The following is a 15,527-nucleotide window of genomic DNA, read 5'->3' on the forward strand; positions in this document are numbered from 1 at the left end:
ACCCCCGCGAGGTGTCCGTGGGGCGAAGGTGCAGGACCGCAAGCCGACCAGTGGTCTGTCGGCTCCGGCGTTCGCTCCTGCCGGCTGTGGCCATCCTCCCCCTGCAGAAGCGGCAGCAACGACAGCGTGATGACCGACTGGCTCCGGTCTCGAATACGCGGCACCGAGTACGCGGAGCGGCCGCTCCTGGGCAGGAACGGCCGCCGACGGCGCACACAGAGGTTGTTCGCCTACTGGGCGTGCGTTGTCTGTCGTTCGGCATCGCGGATGGCGCGGGCGGCGTTGATGAGCCCGATGTGGCTGAAGGCTTGGGGGAAGTTGCCGAGGGCCTCTGCTGTGGTGGCGTCTGTTTCCTCGGCCAGCAGGCAGAGGTCGTTGGCGTGTGCGAGGGCGGCTTGGAAGGCGTGTCGTGCACGGGTGAGGTGCCCGGTGAGGGCGAGGGCTTGGGCAAGCCAGAAGGTGCACAGCAAGAAGGCGCCCTCTTCTTCCTGCAGCTCGTCGGTGAGATAGCGGCGGACCATGCCGTTGCTGTCGGTCAGGTGGGTGGCGATGGCCAGCACGGTGGACTGGACTCGGGGGTCGTTCGGCGGCAGGAAACCGACGATGGGCAGCATCAGGGCGGAGGCGTCGAGGTCGTCACTGCCGAATGCCTGGGTGAAGGCGCCCAGGCGGGCGTTCCAACCGCGTTGTTCGATGGCCTGGCGGATCCGGTCGCGTTCGTACTCCCAGTAGGGCAGGCGTTCGTGGGCCTGGAGGGCGGAGGCCATGGCGATGGCACGATCCAGGGCGACCCAGCACATCAGTTTCGAGTGCAGGAAGTGCCTGCTGGGTCCGCGTCTTTCCCAGATGCCCTGATCCTGTTGGGTCCACCGCTGGGCTGCTGTCTCGGCTGCCTGGACCAGGAAGGTCCGGGTGGTCGGGGCGAGAGGCTCACCGGGTGGAAGGGTCTGATGAGCGGCGTCGAGGAGTTCGCCGTAGACATCGAGTTGGCGTTGGCGCCAGGCACCGTTGCCGATCCGTACGGGGCCGGTGTTGCGCCAGCCGGTCAGGTGCGGCAGGAGCCGCTCGCTCAGGTCGTGTTCGCCGCCGATGCCGTACATGATCTGCAGGTCGACGCCGCGGTCGAGTTGGGTTGCCGCGGCCCTGGCGAGGAAATCGAAGAACCGGTTCCGTTCCTTCTCGCAGGCGGCCGTGCCGAGTGCCTGAAGGGTGAAGCTCGCATCGCGGACCCAGGTGTAGCGGTAGTCCCAATTGCGCATCCCGCCCCTTGTCTCGGGCAGGGAGGTGGTGGCCGCGGCGACGATGGCCCCGGTGGGAGCGAAGGTCAGGGCTCGCAGCACGCGTCCGCTGTGGCCCACCGCGTCCTGCCAGGGGCCGAGGTAACCGCGGTGGAGTTTCGACCAGGAGCGCCAGCCTTTGATGGTGTCGGACATGCGCCGCCGGATGCGCCCCGCCCGCCAGCCCACCGACTTCCCTTCCCACGCCGGCCGGACGTGTAGGGCGAATCCGAGGCGGTGCCCCGCGGAGAGCGGGATTCGGGCGTATGCGGTGGAGCCGCTCACCTGCAGGTCGACAGGGCTCGACAGCAGCAGAACATGGGCTCCCCCATATGCCGCGAGCCCGCCCCGCACGGCTGAGAGGAGTGGGTAGACGAGTCCGAACTCCGGACGCGGAGCGTAGGCGATCTCGACGTCCACCTGTCCTTCGGTGCAGGTGATCTGCCGCAGGAGCGTTCCGGGGGAGGCGATGCCGAGCGCGTGCCCGCGTTCCCGCCGCCCCAGGGCGAGCGCATCGCGCAGGACCGCCCGCCCCCCGGGCGTGTGGAAGGTCGTCTCCAGAACAAGGGTGTCCTCGACGTAGCGGCGGCTGATATCGGCGGGGGCGGTGGGTCGGATGGACCAGTGGCCGGCGTCCTCGTCGAGGAGTCGAGCGAAGATCGCCGGGCTGTCGAATCGGGGCAGGCACAGCCAGTCCACCGAGCCGTCGGACGTCACCAGCGCGGCCGAGCGGCAGTCGGACAGCAGAGCGTGGTCAGCGATCGGTCGCGCGCTCATGCGTCGCAGCCCGTCCGCCTCGGGCCGGACGCGGGCCGGCCGCGACGACGTGCGCAGTCGCCTGCGCCACGGGACTCTCCAGGTGCCTGAGTGCTCTTGATCCCAGCCTCCCTGCAGCGGATTCACCCCCACCCAAGCAGCACGCTCGGTGGACTGCACGTGCCGGCCGTCGACGGTTGCCCCGAGTGGGTGGCGCGGCCTGGTGTCGTGCCCCGCGTCCGGGCCGGTTGTCTGGGAGCCGGTCCGCCACGCGGCGTGGGGAGCGGCGTCGTCAGTCGAGCTCGGTGTGGACGATCTCCGGCTCGGCTCCTGGTTCGGCTCCCGTGGTGCTTCGTCGAGTTGGTCACCTGCCGCTCCCCATACCAGTGCCTGCTGACGTGGAGGCGCCGGCGGCGACTCACCGCGAGGGTCGGTGGTGCAGCGGTCAGGGCGCCTCATGTCGTCTGTCCGTTACCGCCGGGGCGTGCCGGGCGCAGTCGAGGAAGTACAGCTTGTCGCGGTGGAAGCCGTGGCGCGAGGACAGCGCCATCGGCTTGATGCTTGGTGCGGCGGGCCTGCCCGGTGGTGGTGAACAGCCCTGTGCCCTGTGGGGATTCGGGCGCCAGGACTGCGCCGGGCGCACCTGCTCGATGTGCGAGGTGCGCCCGGCGTGGTGGGGTTCAGCGGTGGTTGGTCGGGGTGGCGGGAGTGGATCGGGTCAGGCGGTAGGTGCGGGGCTGGTGGGTGACCTGCTCGACGATGCCGGCTGTGGCCAGTTTCGCCAGGGCGTTGGCGATGGCGCCCGAGGACCTCTCGATGATGCGGCTGATGCGGGTGGCGGTGAAGGCTTCGTCGGGGTGTGCTTGGAGGTGGTCGATGACCATCTGCCGGAGTGCTCCCGGCACCAGCCGGCCTGTCTGTGTGGTCGAGGGCGTGGCCGTCGGTTCGGTGTCCCTCGGTGTTGCGGAGTGGCCCTCGGTGCTGTGCTCGCTCTCCGGGCTGTTGCTGTTCCGGTCGTTGTCCCCCTCGTTCCCGGAAGTCCTCTCCATGGGCTCCGGGGGCTCCATGGGCTCGGAGGGCTCGGAGGGCTCGGAGGGCTCGGAGGGCTCGGAGGGCTCGGAGGGCTCGGAGGGCTCGGAGGGCTCGGAGGGCTCGGAGGGCTCGGAGGGCGCCGGCACCGGATCGTCGGAGATCTCCTGGAGGGCGTGGGCTTCGTTCTCCTTGTTGGAGTCGGCTGTCTCGCCGCTGGGCGGCGCAGGGTCGTTGGGCGTGCTCCCCCGTTGCGGATCCTGGGAGGGTTCTGTGCTGCCGTCGGTGTTGTGCTGCGCGGCGTCGTCGGGTGTGGTCTCCTCCTGGTCGCGGGGCGGATGTCCGTCGTTGCACGGCGTGTTGGCCGTGTCTGGGGCGGGTGAGGAGGTGGCCGCTTGCCAGCGGTCGGGCATGCGGCGTGGGCCGTCGTGGCCGCCGGCGGTTCGGTGGGCGAGGCCGCGCTTCTCCAAGGCGGCCACGGCGCGTCCGGCGGTGGAGTGGCCGAGGCCTGCGGCGTCGGCGAGGGCGGCGACCGTCACCGGTTCGGTCTGGCCGAGCAGTTCGGTGTAGACGGTGGCGGCTGCGCCGGTCAGGCCCGTGAACGGGCCGTTGTGTGCGGGTGCGGTATCGGGGGTCGGGTTGGACATCTGGGGTCCTCGATTTCCTTGGTGTTGCGGGTGGTTGAGGTCCCCGGCCGGGGTGCGGCCGCGTGTGCGGTTCGCGGTGTTGCCCGGCGCGTGCGCAGCGCGGTCTTCCGGGCGAACGGGCCGTGAGAGCAAGCGGGTTGAGTAATCGTGAACCCGCTGCGCTTGTCGGCCACGACCCATGGACGCTCTGCTCGTGCGAGAAGTCAAGCGCCGGGTGTGTCGCGAGGGCGTTGCCGGTCGGTGGGTGGTGCTCCGGTCTGGGGGCTCCGGGCGGTGTCGTGGCCTGGGTCAGGGGCCGGTCGGGCGGAGAAATGGTTTGTCGGCGTGCGGATTTCACGCCTATGGTGCTGCGCATGGGTTCCCTGTGACATTCCCCGTGCGGCTGCGTTGAGCTTGGCTCCGCCGTCGCGCATTCTCATCCGTGCTTCCGCTCTCCCGTGATCCCGCCTGTCTGGCGTGTCGTCGCGGAGGGTGCCGGCGTGCGCGGATGCGTCCGTCCACCCATGCAGATCGGCGCAGCCGAGAACGGGGGGCTCCGTGCTCACCTCACAGCTATCTCTTCAGAACGTCACCCGCCGCTACGACGACCACGTTGTGCTGGACGACGTGTCCCTCAGCATCAAGCCCGGCGAGAGGGTCGGCATCATCGGGGACAACGGGGCCGGGAAATCCACCCTGCTGCGGCTGATCGCCGGGCAGGACCGGCCCGACAACAGCGAACTGGCCGTGGTCGCACCGGGCGGCTTGGGCTATCTCGCCCAGTCGTTGTCCCTGCCGCCCGAGGCCGACGTCCAGGACGCGGTGGATACGGCTCTCGCCGAGCTGCGTGATCTGGAGGCGCGGATGCGCCACGCCGAAGCCGGGCTCAAGGGATTGGCGGGGGCGGAGCTCACCGCGGCGTTGGACGCCTATGCCCACCTGGTCGCCCGGTACGAGGCGCGCGCCGGGTACGAGGCCGATGCGCGGGTCGACCTCGCCCTGCACGGACTGGGGCTGCCTGGCCTGGCCCGGGACAGGCCGCTCGGCACGCTGTCGGGCGGTGAGCGGTCACGGCTGGCGCTGGCGGCGACCTTGGCGTCCCAGCCTGAGCTGTTGCTGCTGGACGAGCCGACCAACGATCTGGACGACCAGGCGGTGGGCTGGCTGGAGGCGCATCTGCGGGCGCATCGCGGCACGGTGCTCGCGGTCACCCACGACCGGGTCTTCCTGGAACGGGTCACCACCGCGATCCTGGAGGTCGGCGAGGGCAAGGTGCGGCGTTACGGCGACGGCTACGACGGCTATCTCGCCGCCAAGGCCGCGGAGCGACGGCGCCGTCTGCAGGAGTACGCGGACTGGCGCGCGGAACTGGCCCGCAACCAGAGGTTGGCCGCCACGAACGTGGCACGGTTGGACGCGATCCCTCGCAAGCTGCCGTTTGCCGTGTTCGGCCACGGCGGCTTCCGTGCCCGCGGCCGTGGTCATGGGGCGACGGTCCGTATCCGCAACGCGAAGGAGCGCCTCGAACGGCTGACGGACGATCCTGTCGCGCCGCCGCCCGAACCGCTGGTGTTCGCCGCCCGCATGACCACCGCCGACGGTCAGACGTCACAGGCCGCGGCAGAACTCGCCGATATTCGGGTCGAGGGCCGGCTGCGGGTGCCGTCGCTGCGGATCGGCGGCGCGGAGCGGTTGTTGGTCACCGGGCCCAACGGGGCCGGCAAGACGACGCTGATGCGGGTGTTGGCCGGTGAGCTGCGGCCCGATGAGGGGATGGTGCGCACGCGGGGTCGGGTCGGGTACTTGAGGCAGGAGGAGACACCGTGGCCGTCCGGCCTGACCGTCCCGCAGGCGTTCGCCCACGGCCGCGGCGGCGACCTGGACGAGCACACTGACTGTCTCCTGTCCCTCGGCCTGTTCGGCCCCGCCGACCTGCGCCTGAGGGTGGGCGAGCTGTCCTATGGGCAGCGTCGGCGGATCGAACTGGCCCGCCTTGTCAGCGAGCCCGTCGACCTGTTGCTGCTGGACGAGCCGACCAACCACCTCTCCCCCGCGTTGGTCGAGGAACTGGAGGGAGCCCTGGCCTGCTACCGAGGCGCGGTCGTCGTCGTCACGCACGACCGCCGCCTGCGGAACCGCTTCGCCGGCAGGCACATGGAACTGAACGCCGGCCGCATCGCACGGTGTCAGGAGGTCGCGGTGAGCTGAGGCCCGCGAGTCGCCTGTGGCGGCGTCCGGTGTCATCGGGCGCCGCCTCGTGCTCTGGCTGTGGGCCGGGTTGCTCCTTGGAAGGTGGGACTGGCGGTGCGTGCGGGCCGTTGGCGGACGGTGGCGCCGGGGTGGGGTGCGTCGATCGCCTTGCCGTTGCCGGTGTAGAGCGCGACGTGGGTGAGGTGGTGGGGGTCGGTGCCGTAGAACAGCAGGTCGCCTGGGGCGAGTTGGGTGTGTGCGGGGAGGTGGGGTGTGGTGTCGTATTGGGCTTGTGCGACGCGGGGGAGGTGGATGCCTGCGGTTTCGTAGGCGGTCCGGGTGAGGCCGGAGCAGTCGAAGCCGCCGTCGGCGGGGCCGTTGCCGCCCCAGACATAGGGGGTGCCGAGTTGGGCGCGGGCGAAGGCGACTGCCTGCGCTGCGGCGCCTGTTGGGGCCGGGGTGCGGGCGGCGTAGCGGCGGGCGGTGGCCAGGACGTCGCTGACGTAGGTGTGGGAGTGGTTGTAGGCGAAGACGGCCGCTGGGAGGTTCTTGCCGTTCCTGGCGCCGTGGGCGCACAGCATCCGGGCCGCGGCGTGCACGGCGTCGACGGGGTCCCAGGGTGTGGGTGGGTTTCTGCCTCCGGGCGGGACGGGGTGGGCGTATGCGTGGAAGGTGGTGGGGAGGAACTGCATCGGTCCGACGGCGCCGGCGGTGGAGACCATGGTGGGGTGGCGTGCGTGGTCGGTCTCGACCTTGCCGATCGCGGCCAGGACGGTCCAGGACAGGCCGGGGCAGGCGAGGGCGGCGCGTTGGTAGAGGGCGAGCATGCGGGGTGGGATGTCGTTGATCGCGTGGGTGCTGGGGGCGGCCGCCGTGCTGCTGTCCGCGGTGAGGCCGCCGAGGGCCGCGGCGACGGTGACGGCGGCGAGCAGGGGGAGGCAGAGCACCGCGCAGCCGATGCCGCCGATCGCCTTTCCCAGGAGGGAGGTCACGTGCCGGCCTGGGTGCGGGCGAGGGGTGGCAGGGGTGGGACGGGGCGGGTGAGGGCGGTGTCGGTGTCGGTGGGTTCCAGGCCGGTGGCGGGGCTGAGTCGGGGCCAGTGGGTGGCGAGTTCGGCGAGGGTGACGCGGTGGGCGTCGGGGTGGAGGGGTGTCCACCAGGGGCCCCAGGGCGTGGTGGTGGTGAGGTCGGCGGAGGCCGTGGCGACGAGCAGGTCCAGTTCGTGGACGGTACCGGCGAGGCGGTGGCGCAGGGCCTGGTCGCGGCATTGGGTGCGGGTGTGGATGAGGAGGGCCGGACGGGTGCCGGTGGTGGCGGTGAAGGCGGCGTAGCCGGGCAGTTTGGCCTCGACGCGGGCCAGTGCCTGGCTGCCGGTCTCGTATTCGAGGAAGAACGGCAGGAGGCGGTCGCCGTGGTGCCAGTGGGCGTAGGCGTCGGGGCGGATGATGTCGCCCCAGCGGCGGGCTGCGGACCGTTCGGACAGCCAGAGGCGGAGCGCGGTGGTGGGGGCGTTGTGGGTGCGGGCGGCGAGGTGGGTCAGGAGTTCGTTGACGCCGAGGTCGTGGCCCAGGCACGGGGAGTAGGCGATGCGGCCGATGGCGGAGGCGTCCCAGCCCAGGGTGGTGGTGTCGAGGCCGGTGTGGGCGGCGAGGAGGATGGCTCCGGCGGGGCCGAGGGCGTAGTGCTCGGGTGCGGAGCCGGAGGCGGTCAGGGGGCGGAAGGAGTCGAGGACGGCGTGTTGGTGGAGGGTGCGCAGGCGGCGTTGGGCGGTGCGCAGTGAGGGGTAGGCGAGGCGGGTGACCTGGTGGGTGGTCAGGACGCGGTGTTCGTGGAGCATGTGGACGAGCCAGAGGTCCCGGTCGGTGAGGTTGCGGGAGAGGAGGGCGACGTTGATGCGGTGGTGGGGGCGGGGGCGGGTGGTGACGGCGCGGGCGACGTAGCGGGAGACGGAGGCGGGGCGCGGGAGTGCGGGCATGGGAGGTTCCTCGGGTCGGGTCTGCGGTGGGTGTTTCAGGGGTGGGTGGTGGGTCGGGGGCGGTTGCGGCCGGTGGTGGTGCGCAGGGCCGCGGCGCGGCCGGGGACGGGGGGTGGGAGGGGGCGGGTGGTGAGGGTGAAGGCGCTGTTGTGTGCGCCGTCGGTCAGGAGGTGGGCGGCGGCCTGGTAGCGGCCGAGGTGGGCGAGGTCGTGGGCGGCCAGTGCGGGGAGGGTGTGGCGTTCGAGGGCTGCGGCGTCTTCGGGTGAGGCGTTGAAGAAGATCTTGTTGCGGGCGTTGGCGGAGATGCCTTCGCGCAGGTCGCGTGGGAGTTGGGCGAGGTGCTGGTGGGCCAGGAGCATCGAGAGGCGGTAGCCGCGGGCCTCGGCGAGCATGTCCTCCAGGGGGTAGGGGAGGGTGAGGAAGTTGTGGGCTTCGTCGATGCTCAATGTGGCGTCGATGCGCTGGTGTTCGGGGGTGCGGATGCGGGCGGTCGCGGCCTGCCAGGTGCCGGCGACGAGGAACGAGCCGAGGAGGCGGGTGGTGTCCTCGCCGAGGGCTCCTTTGGGGAGGCGGGCGAGGAGGATGCCGCCGTCGAGGACGTCGGTGAGGTGGAAGGTGGAGGGTCCGGCGACGGCGCGGCGGGCGAAGTCGCGCAGCAGGAAGGCGCGGAGCTTGTTCATGAGGGGGCCGGCGACGGCGGCGCGGGAGGGTTCGGACATCGACTCGTACCAGGCCCAGAAGCCGCGCAGGACGGGGTCGTTGAGGGTGGGGAGGATGCGGAGGCGGTAGGCCGACTCGCTCAGGAGGCGGGGGATGTCGGCGAGGGTGACCTGTTGGTGGGTGTGGTCGCGGTGTTTGAGGAGGGTGAGGCAGGCGGCGCGCATGAGGTCGTCGGTGCGTGGTCCCCAGAAGGCGGCGAAGATGCGGCGGAAGATGCCGGTGATGTTGTCGACGACGACGTCGGTGTCGGGGCCGTCGAAGGCGTTGAGGCAGGGGGGTGGTCGGGGGTCGTCGGGGTCGATGAGGACCAGGCGGTCGGCGCAGGTGTCGGGGAGGCGGTCGAGCAGGTCGGTGATGAGGTCGCCTTTGGGGTCGATGACGATGACGCCGCGGTGGTTGCGGACGTCGTCGAGGACGAGGTGGGCGACGAGGGTGGACTTGCCGGAGCCGGTGGCGCCCATGACGTGGAGGTGGCGGCGGGCGTCGGGCACCGCGAGGCCGATTTCGCGGCGGGCGCCGGTGTCGGCGAGGCCCAGGGGTTTGACGCTGTTGCCGGGGCCGGGCCGGGGGATCTGGGGTGGCGGGAGGACGGAGCGTGCGCCGGCCCGTTGCAGGCCGGGTGCGTCGGTGTCGGTGGGCAGGTGGGCCAGGGCGGCGAGTTCCGGTACGGACAGCAGCGTGGGGCGCGCCGGGAAGGACCGGGCGTTCAGGTGGGGGCAGGAGCGCAGCAGGCGGGTGCGGACGAGGTGGTTGCGGTCGGCGAACAGGCCGAACGCGGAGGCCAATGCGTGAGCCCGGCCCCGCACCATGTCCTGGGCACGCTCGTGCTTGGGGGGACAGGTGGTGGCGTAGGTGAGGGCGCACTGCCACTGCGGGCCGGTCAGCTTCTGCGCCGACTGCCGTACGACGGTGCCGTGTTCGGGGTCCTGCTTGCCGGTGGCGGGCACCTGGCGGCGGTGGAGGAACAGTGCGGCCAGGGCCGGTGGTCGGGCGGCGGTGTGGCCGGCCTTGAGTCGGCGTGCCTGGCGTCTGGCCCGTCGCAGCGCGGCTCCGGTGGCCGGGCGGGCCAGGATCTGCACGCAGGCGGTTTCGCCTTCGGCCATGCCGGTGGCGGCTTGCAGGAGCGCTCGTAGCGGGTCGGTGGGGTGGTCGGTGCGCAGCGGCAGGACGTCGGTACGGGCGGTGCGCAGACGCCCGGCGGTCACCTCATGCGCCAACGGCACGAGGGGCGCCGGTGTGATCACGCGGGTGTGGACCCCGGGCCAGGCGGCCTCCACCGCGCACCGCACCAGTGCCAGGGGGACGGTGCCGGGCACCCACAGGGCGATCCGCAACCCGGCGTGGGACCAGGTGTATTCGAAGGCGAGGTGTGGTTGCCCGGTGGTCAGGCGGCGCCACCACGGCCGCAGGAGGCCGGACAGCTGGGCCCACAGGACCTCGCCGCCCTTCGCGGCGACGTCGGGCGGCGCGAGCACCTCCACGCAGCGGGCGCCTGCGGCCAGGTGGCGCTGACGCCACCGGTGCAGCATGCGACGCAGCACTACGACGCAGGTCACGGCGATCGCCGCGCACGGTGCGAGGATCGGGGCGTGGGTGGCGAGGGCGCGGGCGGTGGTGCGGCCGAGGTGCTCCCAGAGGCTGCCCGGATCGGTGAGGAAGCCGACCAGCGGACCGTTCGGAGGGCCCAGGGCGAGGGAGAGGGCGGGGCGCGTCATGGCATCCTCTCCTCGCGGCCGGTCAGGGGGAGTTCGGGGGCGTATCCGTCGGCGGCGTAGGCGGGTTCGTCGCCTTGAGGTGGGGCGAGTTCGCTGGGGTCCGTGGTGATCACGTCGTGTTCGCCGGGTGCCGCGACGCTGGTGAGGGCGACCTTGTGGCGGCGGTCGCCGGTGAGCAGGAGGGCCTCGCCGCGGGAGGCGGTGAGCAGGAACTCGCGCTCGCCGTGGCAGAGGTGGAAGTTCTCGCTGACGGTGTCGATGGCCTGGGGTGCCTGGCGCAGGAGGATCTGGGTGGCGGCGTTGGAGACGATGGCCCGGCCGAGCGGGGAGGCGAGGACGTCGTCGGCGTCCTGGGTGACCACGGCCAGTCCGGTCCAGCGCTTGCGGGCGGCCTTGGCCAGGCGGAACAGGAAGTGGGCGCCGGCTCCCTCGCGCATCAGGGTCCAGGCCTCGTCCACCACGACCAGGTGGCGGCCGGTGTGGGGGCGGGAGGTGACGTGGCGCCAGATCGCGTCCAGGGCGAGCAGCATGGCGGGGGCCTTGACCTCCTCGGGTAGGCGGCGGAGCGCGTAGACGACCAGGTGGCCGGAGAGGGTTGTGGTGCTGGGGCCGTTGAACAGGGGGGCGTGCGAGCCGGTGGTGTACGGGGTCAGCCGGTCGGCGAGCGTCGTCGCGGCTTCGTGGCCGTCCTCGCCCAGGGTGGCGGCGAGGTCGGCGAGGGTGGGCGGGGTGCGCTGCCAGGTGCGGGGGTCGGTGGTGATCCCGGCGTGTGCGTAGGCGGCGAGGATCGCCTTGTCGAGCACCGCCTTCTCCGCGGCGGTCGGTTCGGTGTTCAGCAGGACGGCGAGGAAGGTGTGCAGGAACAGCACGCGCCGCGTCAGCACGTCCTCGCCGTCGGCCGCGGAGGTCGGCAGGTCGAAGGGGTTGAGGCGGACGCCGTGGGAGCCGAGGGCGACCACGTGGCCGCCGACGGTTTCGGCGAGGCGGACGTACTCGTCCTCGGGGTCGATCACGGAGGCGGTGACGCCGGTGAACAGCAGCCGCAGCAGCTCCAGTTTGGCGAGGTAGGACTTGCCGGCGCCGGAGCGGGCCAGGGTGATGGAGTTGTAGTTGTCCTGCGCGAAGCGGTCCCAGAGCACCGGGGCGCCGGAGACCGTGTTCAGGCCGTAGAGCACCCCGGGCGCCACGCCGTCGGCGGTGGCGGGGACGGGCAGGTCGGGGCTGGTGAAGGGGAAGCACGTGGCGAGGGCGGCGGTGTCGAGGGTGCGGCGGATCTTGAGGGTGTCGATGCCGAGCGGCAGGGTGGCCAGCCATCCAGGCAACGCGCGGTAGGTGGTCGGTGCCACCGTCATCAGCAGCGACTCGGCGACCGCCCGCACGGCGGCGGCCTGGTCGGCGAGCGCGTCCTCCTCCGGTGCGTGGACGGTGAGGTACAGGGCGACGTGGAAGAGCTTCCCCTCGCCGCGGGCGACGCGGTAGGCGAGTTCCGCGGCATCCGCGGCGGCGGCCTCCACCTCCGGGTCGTCGAGGTGTCCCTTGGTGAAGCCGGCCCGGCGACCGGATTCAAAACGGGCGCGCTGCTTCTTGAGCCCGGCGGCCGCCACCGGGTTGGGGATGGGGTCGATGTGCACGGCGATGTCGAGGTGTCCGGGGAAATTCAGGAGCGGGGCGAGCCAGCCGGGGGTGACCTCGGCCGGATAGCCGGTGACGACCAGCGTGGTGGCCACCCCCGCTCCGACGGCCAGCGCCCGGGCGTGGACCTCGACGGACTCGGGTCCGGACGCTTCGAGCAGCGCACCGGCATCGGTCACCTGCGGCACCGTGTGCGGACGACGGCGGCCGCGGAGGATGCGGGGACGGGGCATCACAGGCCGCCTTCCGGTCGGTTGCCGCTCTGGGTGGGGGTGTCGGGGTTGCAGGCCGCGCGCACCAGTGCCGCGTTCCGGCGCCCGTCCAAGGGCGCGACGGCGACATCGGCCGGGGCGAGCCCGCGGGCCGCCTCCTCCAGACGCTGCAGTGCCCGCCCCTCCCCCGCCGCGCCCCGCACGCCGCGCCCCGCGCTCTCCTCCCGCGCGACCAGCAGGATCTGCCGGCCCAGAAGGTCACGGCGGAGCGAGAGGTCGGCGAGGAAGTCGGCATGGTCGCGGGCGGCCCGCTCCAGTGCGGGGTGCGGCAGCGCGGCGGCGTGGTGCTGGAGGTCGTCGACGAGCGGTGCGAGGTCGATGCGGTGGCAGCGCACCAGCAGTTGGGTCGGGCCGGTGAGGGAGTTGAGCCAGCGGGCGAACGCCGTGCTCAGGCCCTGCTGTTCGGCGGCCGATCGCAACTCGAAGTTGACCGATGAACACTCCGCCACGGCCGCCTTCCCCGCACTGCCGAGATCGAGCACACCGCCGGGTGTGACCCCGTCGTAGGGCATGTGCAGCGCGGTGGGAGGCGGGCCCGCGCGCTGCGCCCAGCGGGCGGGGACGATGCCTGGCAGCGGCGGGATGCCTTCTGGAGCATGCACGCGGCGCTTGGGGGTTCGGGCGTGCCGGAGAGCGGCGACCAGGAAGCGGTCGAGGTCGACCCCCTCCCGTCGCCCGAGGGCGAGCGCGGCCACCGCCCCGGCGATCGGGAGCACGAGGGCCGCGTAGGCGAGCGGAGCGATGACCGGGCGGGTGGCCCACCAACCGCCGTAGAGCACCAGTGCCGCGGCGGCGAGGATCGCCGACTGGCGGGCGGTGAGCGGCCCCAGAATCCGGTCCGGGCGGGAGATGTCGGCCGGGATGCGCGTGGCGTTGGCGTAGTCGGCCGGGTCGTCGGGTCCTGGCATGGGTTACCTCCGGGGCGGTTCGAAGGGGAGTTGCAGTGGCAGGGGGCGCGGTGGCCGCAGGCGCAGGCGTTCGGTGGGCCTGGGGTGTACCGGGCGCTGCGCGGGCGGCGGGGGTACGGTCGCGGGGGAACCGGAGCGCGGGGGCGGCGACGCCCTGGTCCGCCGGGCCTCCGGGGATGCCGGTGGGCGTTCGGTGGGGCGGGGCGACGGTGCCTGGGCCGGTCGGGACGGCCGGACCGGGACGCCTTCGGCGGGAACGGGCCCGGCGAGCTGCCCGCGCCGACCGGCCTGGGCGGGGTGGCGCGCGGTTCCTGGGCCGTTCACTGCGTGGGCGGTGACGGGGGCGGCATGCGGGCCAAGGCGCTGGCGAGCCTGGCCGGAAGGGCTGTGTCTGAGCGCTGGGCGGGCAGTTGTCGTGCCGGCCGGCATCGTGTTCCGCTCGCCGGTCGAGCCGCTCCGCCGCGCTCCACCGGCCGCCGGCGCACCGCCTGTCCCCCGGCTCCCGGCAGCAGGTCCGGACCGGTCGGCCGGCCGACCGGCAGGCCCCCGAGCCCCGCCACCACGTCCAGGCCCCGAAGCAGGCGGCCGACTGCCGCCCCCTCCCCCGGAACCGGGCCCGCCGCGCCTGCCACCCGGCCCGCCACGGCCCCGCCCGAACCCCCCTCCCCCACCGCCGCCCGTACCGCCGTGAGGGCGCCGCAGCAGACGGGCGGCAGGCAGGTAGTGGTCCACCAGCCGGTACATCGCCAGGTGCTTGAACACCCCTACGGCCGCAGACATCTGCGGCTGCGGTGCCGGCGTGCCCCGCAGGATGACTTGGAGCGCCCAGCCGGGAATCTTGAACAGCACCCAGAACAACCCGAGTCCGGCCAGCAGCGTGCCCAACTGGTCGGACTTCGGGATGCCCAACGTGGAGGCGCCGGGGGCGAAGAACAACTTGAGGGCGAGGACGAACGTCACCGACTGCGCGATCTGGATGGTCAGACAGCCGGCCAGCGCCCGCCACCACATCCGGGCGACCGGATCGGTGACCGGGTGGGCGTGGCACGCCAGGGCCAGGGGTGCGCAGACGGCCAGCAGCGCCATCACCGCGACCCGCACCATGAAGCCGATCAGTACCGCCAGGACGAGGGCGATCACCGCGATCGCCAGCAGGACCAGATAGAGCTTGAGTCCGGCGGCGCCGAAGAGCGCGAAGGGCAGGACGCGTTCGACCATGCCCTGGCCGGCGTCGGCCAGATCGGTGGCCATGATCGCGTGGGCGAGGGCGTTGGCCAGGCCGATGGCCTTGCCCATCACGGTCAGGGAGGTGGCGGCCGCGACCATCCCCACCAGCAGCCGGGGAAGGATCTGTTTGAGGGCGTAGCGGGACTGGACGGTCTCGTGGCCCATGACCGTGATGCCGCCCGCGGTCACGAACAGCACGTAGATGCCGGCGGTGATCCCCAGCATCGCCTTCCACAGCCGTTTGATGTCGGCGTGCTTCGTGACGTCGGGGGTCGCGAGCAACGTGTCGGCGAGGAACTCCCGGACCGGCTTCATGATCTGCTCGATCAGCGTGCCGAGGAACGAGGTGATCGCGTTCACGATCATGCCGGGGATGTCGGTGAGGGCGTCCCAGCCCGAGGACGTGTCCTTGACGCACTCCTTCCCCATGGCCTCGCAGGCCGGCGGCGTGGGCCCGGGGGCCGGTTCCGCAGACGGCGACCGCGACGGCTGAGGTGAGGGGCGCCCTGGGCTGGGCGTGGGCCCGGGCGTGGGTGTCGGTTGCGGTGACGTGGGCTTGGACTGTGCCGGGGTGGGGGCCGGCACGGGCTGCGGCTCGGGCCGCGGCGGCTCCGGGACCGTCGGCGTCACCACCACGGTGTGCGGGACCTGCGCGGCGGCGGGCACGACACCCGGTGGTCCCAGGGCGAGGGCAGCCGAGCCGAGGAGGACCAGCAGGGCGGGGACGAGGCGCCCGGCGCGGCTCACTTCCCGACCCCGACGATGCCCTGGAGCACGGTGACCAGGGCCGGGGCCAGTACCGCCAGCGCGTAGCCGATCGCGGCGGCCCGCAACGCCCGCTTCGCGGACTCTACTTCCCCCGGATCGCCGCCGGCCATCAGGTAGCGCAGCCCGCCGAAGGTGAGGAACAGCGTGGCGAGAGCGGCGAGGATGCCGATGATCCAGTTCCGCAGGTTCGAGATCACGGTCGGGATGCTGGCGACGGCCCATCCCCGCGGCTCATTCGCCACCGACATCACCACCACGAGCGCAGCGGTGCAGACGAACCGGGCGACCCACCGGCCGGCCGGGCGGAGCGGCCGGCAGCACGGCCGGCGGATCCTTGCGAACATGGCGGACGCACCTCCAACAGACAACGGACAGCAGGAGAAAGGGAAAACCCGGAGACGGGCGGCAGCGGAAGGCGCGTGCCAGGCACCT

Annotated in this window: 10 protein-coding genes; 1 reads left to right on the top strand and 9 read right to left on the bottom strand. The window is 72.5% G+C overall.

What is annotated here, in order from left to right:
* Positions 1-230: 230 nt before the first annotated feature.
* Both ACIQE0_RS28200 and ACIQE0_RS28205 read right to left on the bottom strand, forming a co-directional pair.
* Positions 231-2,054: a glycoside hydrolase family 15 protein gene (locus ACIQE0_RS28200; RefSeq protein WP_402337401.1), complete on the bottom strand. Its 1,824-nt coding sequence runs from the start codon at positions 2,052-2,054 to the stop codon at positions 231-233.
* 659 nt (positions 2,055-2,713) lie between these two features.
* Positions 2,714-3,709, bottom strand: a complete 996-nt coding sequence (locus ACIQE0_RS28205) for a MarR family transcriptional regulator (RefSeq protein ID WP_402337404.1) — start codon at positions 3,707-3,709, stop codon at positions 2,714-2,716.
* 537 nt (positions 3,710-4,246) lie between these two features.
* On the opposite strand from ACIQE0_RS28205, the gene ACIQE0_RS28210 reads away from it, so the two are divergent.
* Positions 4,247-5,896: a TlrC/CarA/OleB/SrmB family ABC-F type ribosomal protection protein gene (locus tag ACIQE0_RS28210; protein WP_402337407.1), complete on the top strand. Its 1,650-nt coding sequence runs from the start codon at positions 4,247-4,249 to the stop codon at positions 5,894-5,896.
* Positions 5,897-5,928: 32 nt separating this feature from the next.
* Here ACIQE0_RS28210 and ACIQE0_RS28215 read toward each other — a convergent pair whose 3' ends face one another.
* The 7 genes from ACIQE0_RS28215 to ACIQE0_RS28245 form a co-directional block, all read right to left on the bottom strand.
* Entirely contained in the window at positions 5,929-6,870 is a 942-nt protein-coding gene (locus ACIQE0_RS28215; protein WP_402337410.1) for an NlpC/P60 family protein, read from the bottom strand.
* On the bottom strand, positions 6,867-7,853 hold the full coding sequence (locus tag ACIQE0_RS28220; protein ID WP_402337413.1) for a replication-relaxation family protein: 987 nt from the start codon (positions 7,851-7,853) through the stop codon (positions 6,867-6,869). The genes ACIQE0_RS28215 and ACIQE0_RS28220 overlap by 4 nt, the downstream gene beginning before the upstream one ends.
* Before the next feature lie 35 nt (positions 7,854-7,888).
* On the bottom strand, positions 7,889-10,288 hold the full coding sequence (locus ACIQE0_RS28225) for a type IV secretory system conjugative DNA transfer family protein (protein WP_402337416.1): 2,400 nt from the start codon (positions 10,286-10,288) through the stop codon (positions 7,889-7,891).
* A complete protein-coding gene (locus tag ACIQE0_RS28230) occupies positions 10,285-12,153 on the bottom strand; it encodes a VirB4 family type IV secretion system protein (RefSeq protein WP_402337419.1) in 1,869 nt (622 codons plus the stop codon). Before ACIQE0_RS28230 ends, ACIQE0_RS28225 begins: the two co-directional genes overlap by 4 nt.
* Entirely contained in the window at positions 12,153-13,100 is a 948-nt protein-coding gene (locus ACIQE0_RS28235) for a PrgI family protein (protein WP_402337422.1), read from the bottom strand. The genes ACIQE0_RS28230 and ACIQE0_RS28235 overlap by 1 nt, the downstream gene beginning before the upstream one ends.
* A gap of 3 nt (positions 13,101-13,103) precedes the next feature.
* Positions 13,104-14,756 carry a hypothetical protein gene (locus ACIQE0_RS28240; RefSeq protein ID WP_402337425.1) on the bottom strand — a complete coding sequence of 551 codons (1,653 nt, stop codon included), beginning with the start codon at positions 14,754-14,756 and terminating at the stop codon, positions 13,104-13,106.
* 314 nt (positions 14,757-15,070) lie between these two features.
* Entirely contained in the window at positions 15,071-15,439 is a 369-nt protein-coding gene (locus tag ACIQE0_RS28245; protein ID WP_402337428.1) for a pilin, read from the bottom strand.
* Positions 15,440-15,527: the final 88 nt, after the last annotated feature.

Source organism: Streptomyces sp. NPDC093097 (genome assembly GCF_044754325.1).
Classification (GTDB): Bacteria; Actinomycetota; Actinomycetes; order Streptomycetales; family Streptomycetaceae; genus Streptomyces.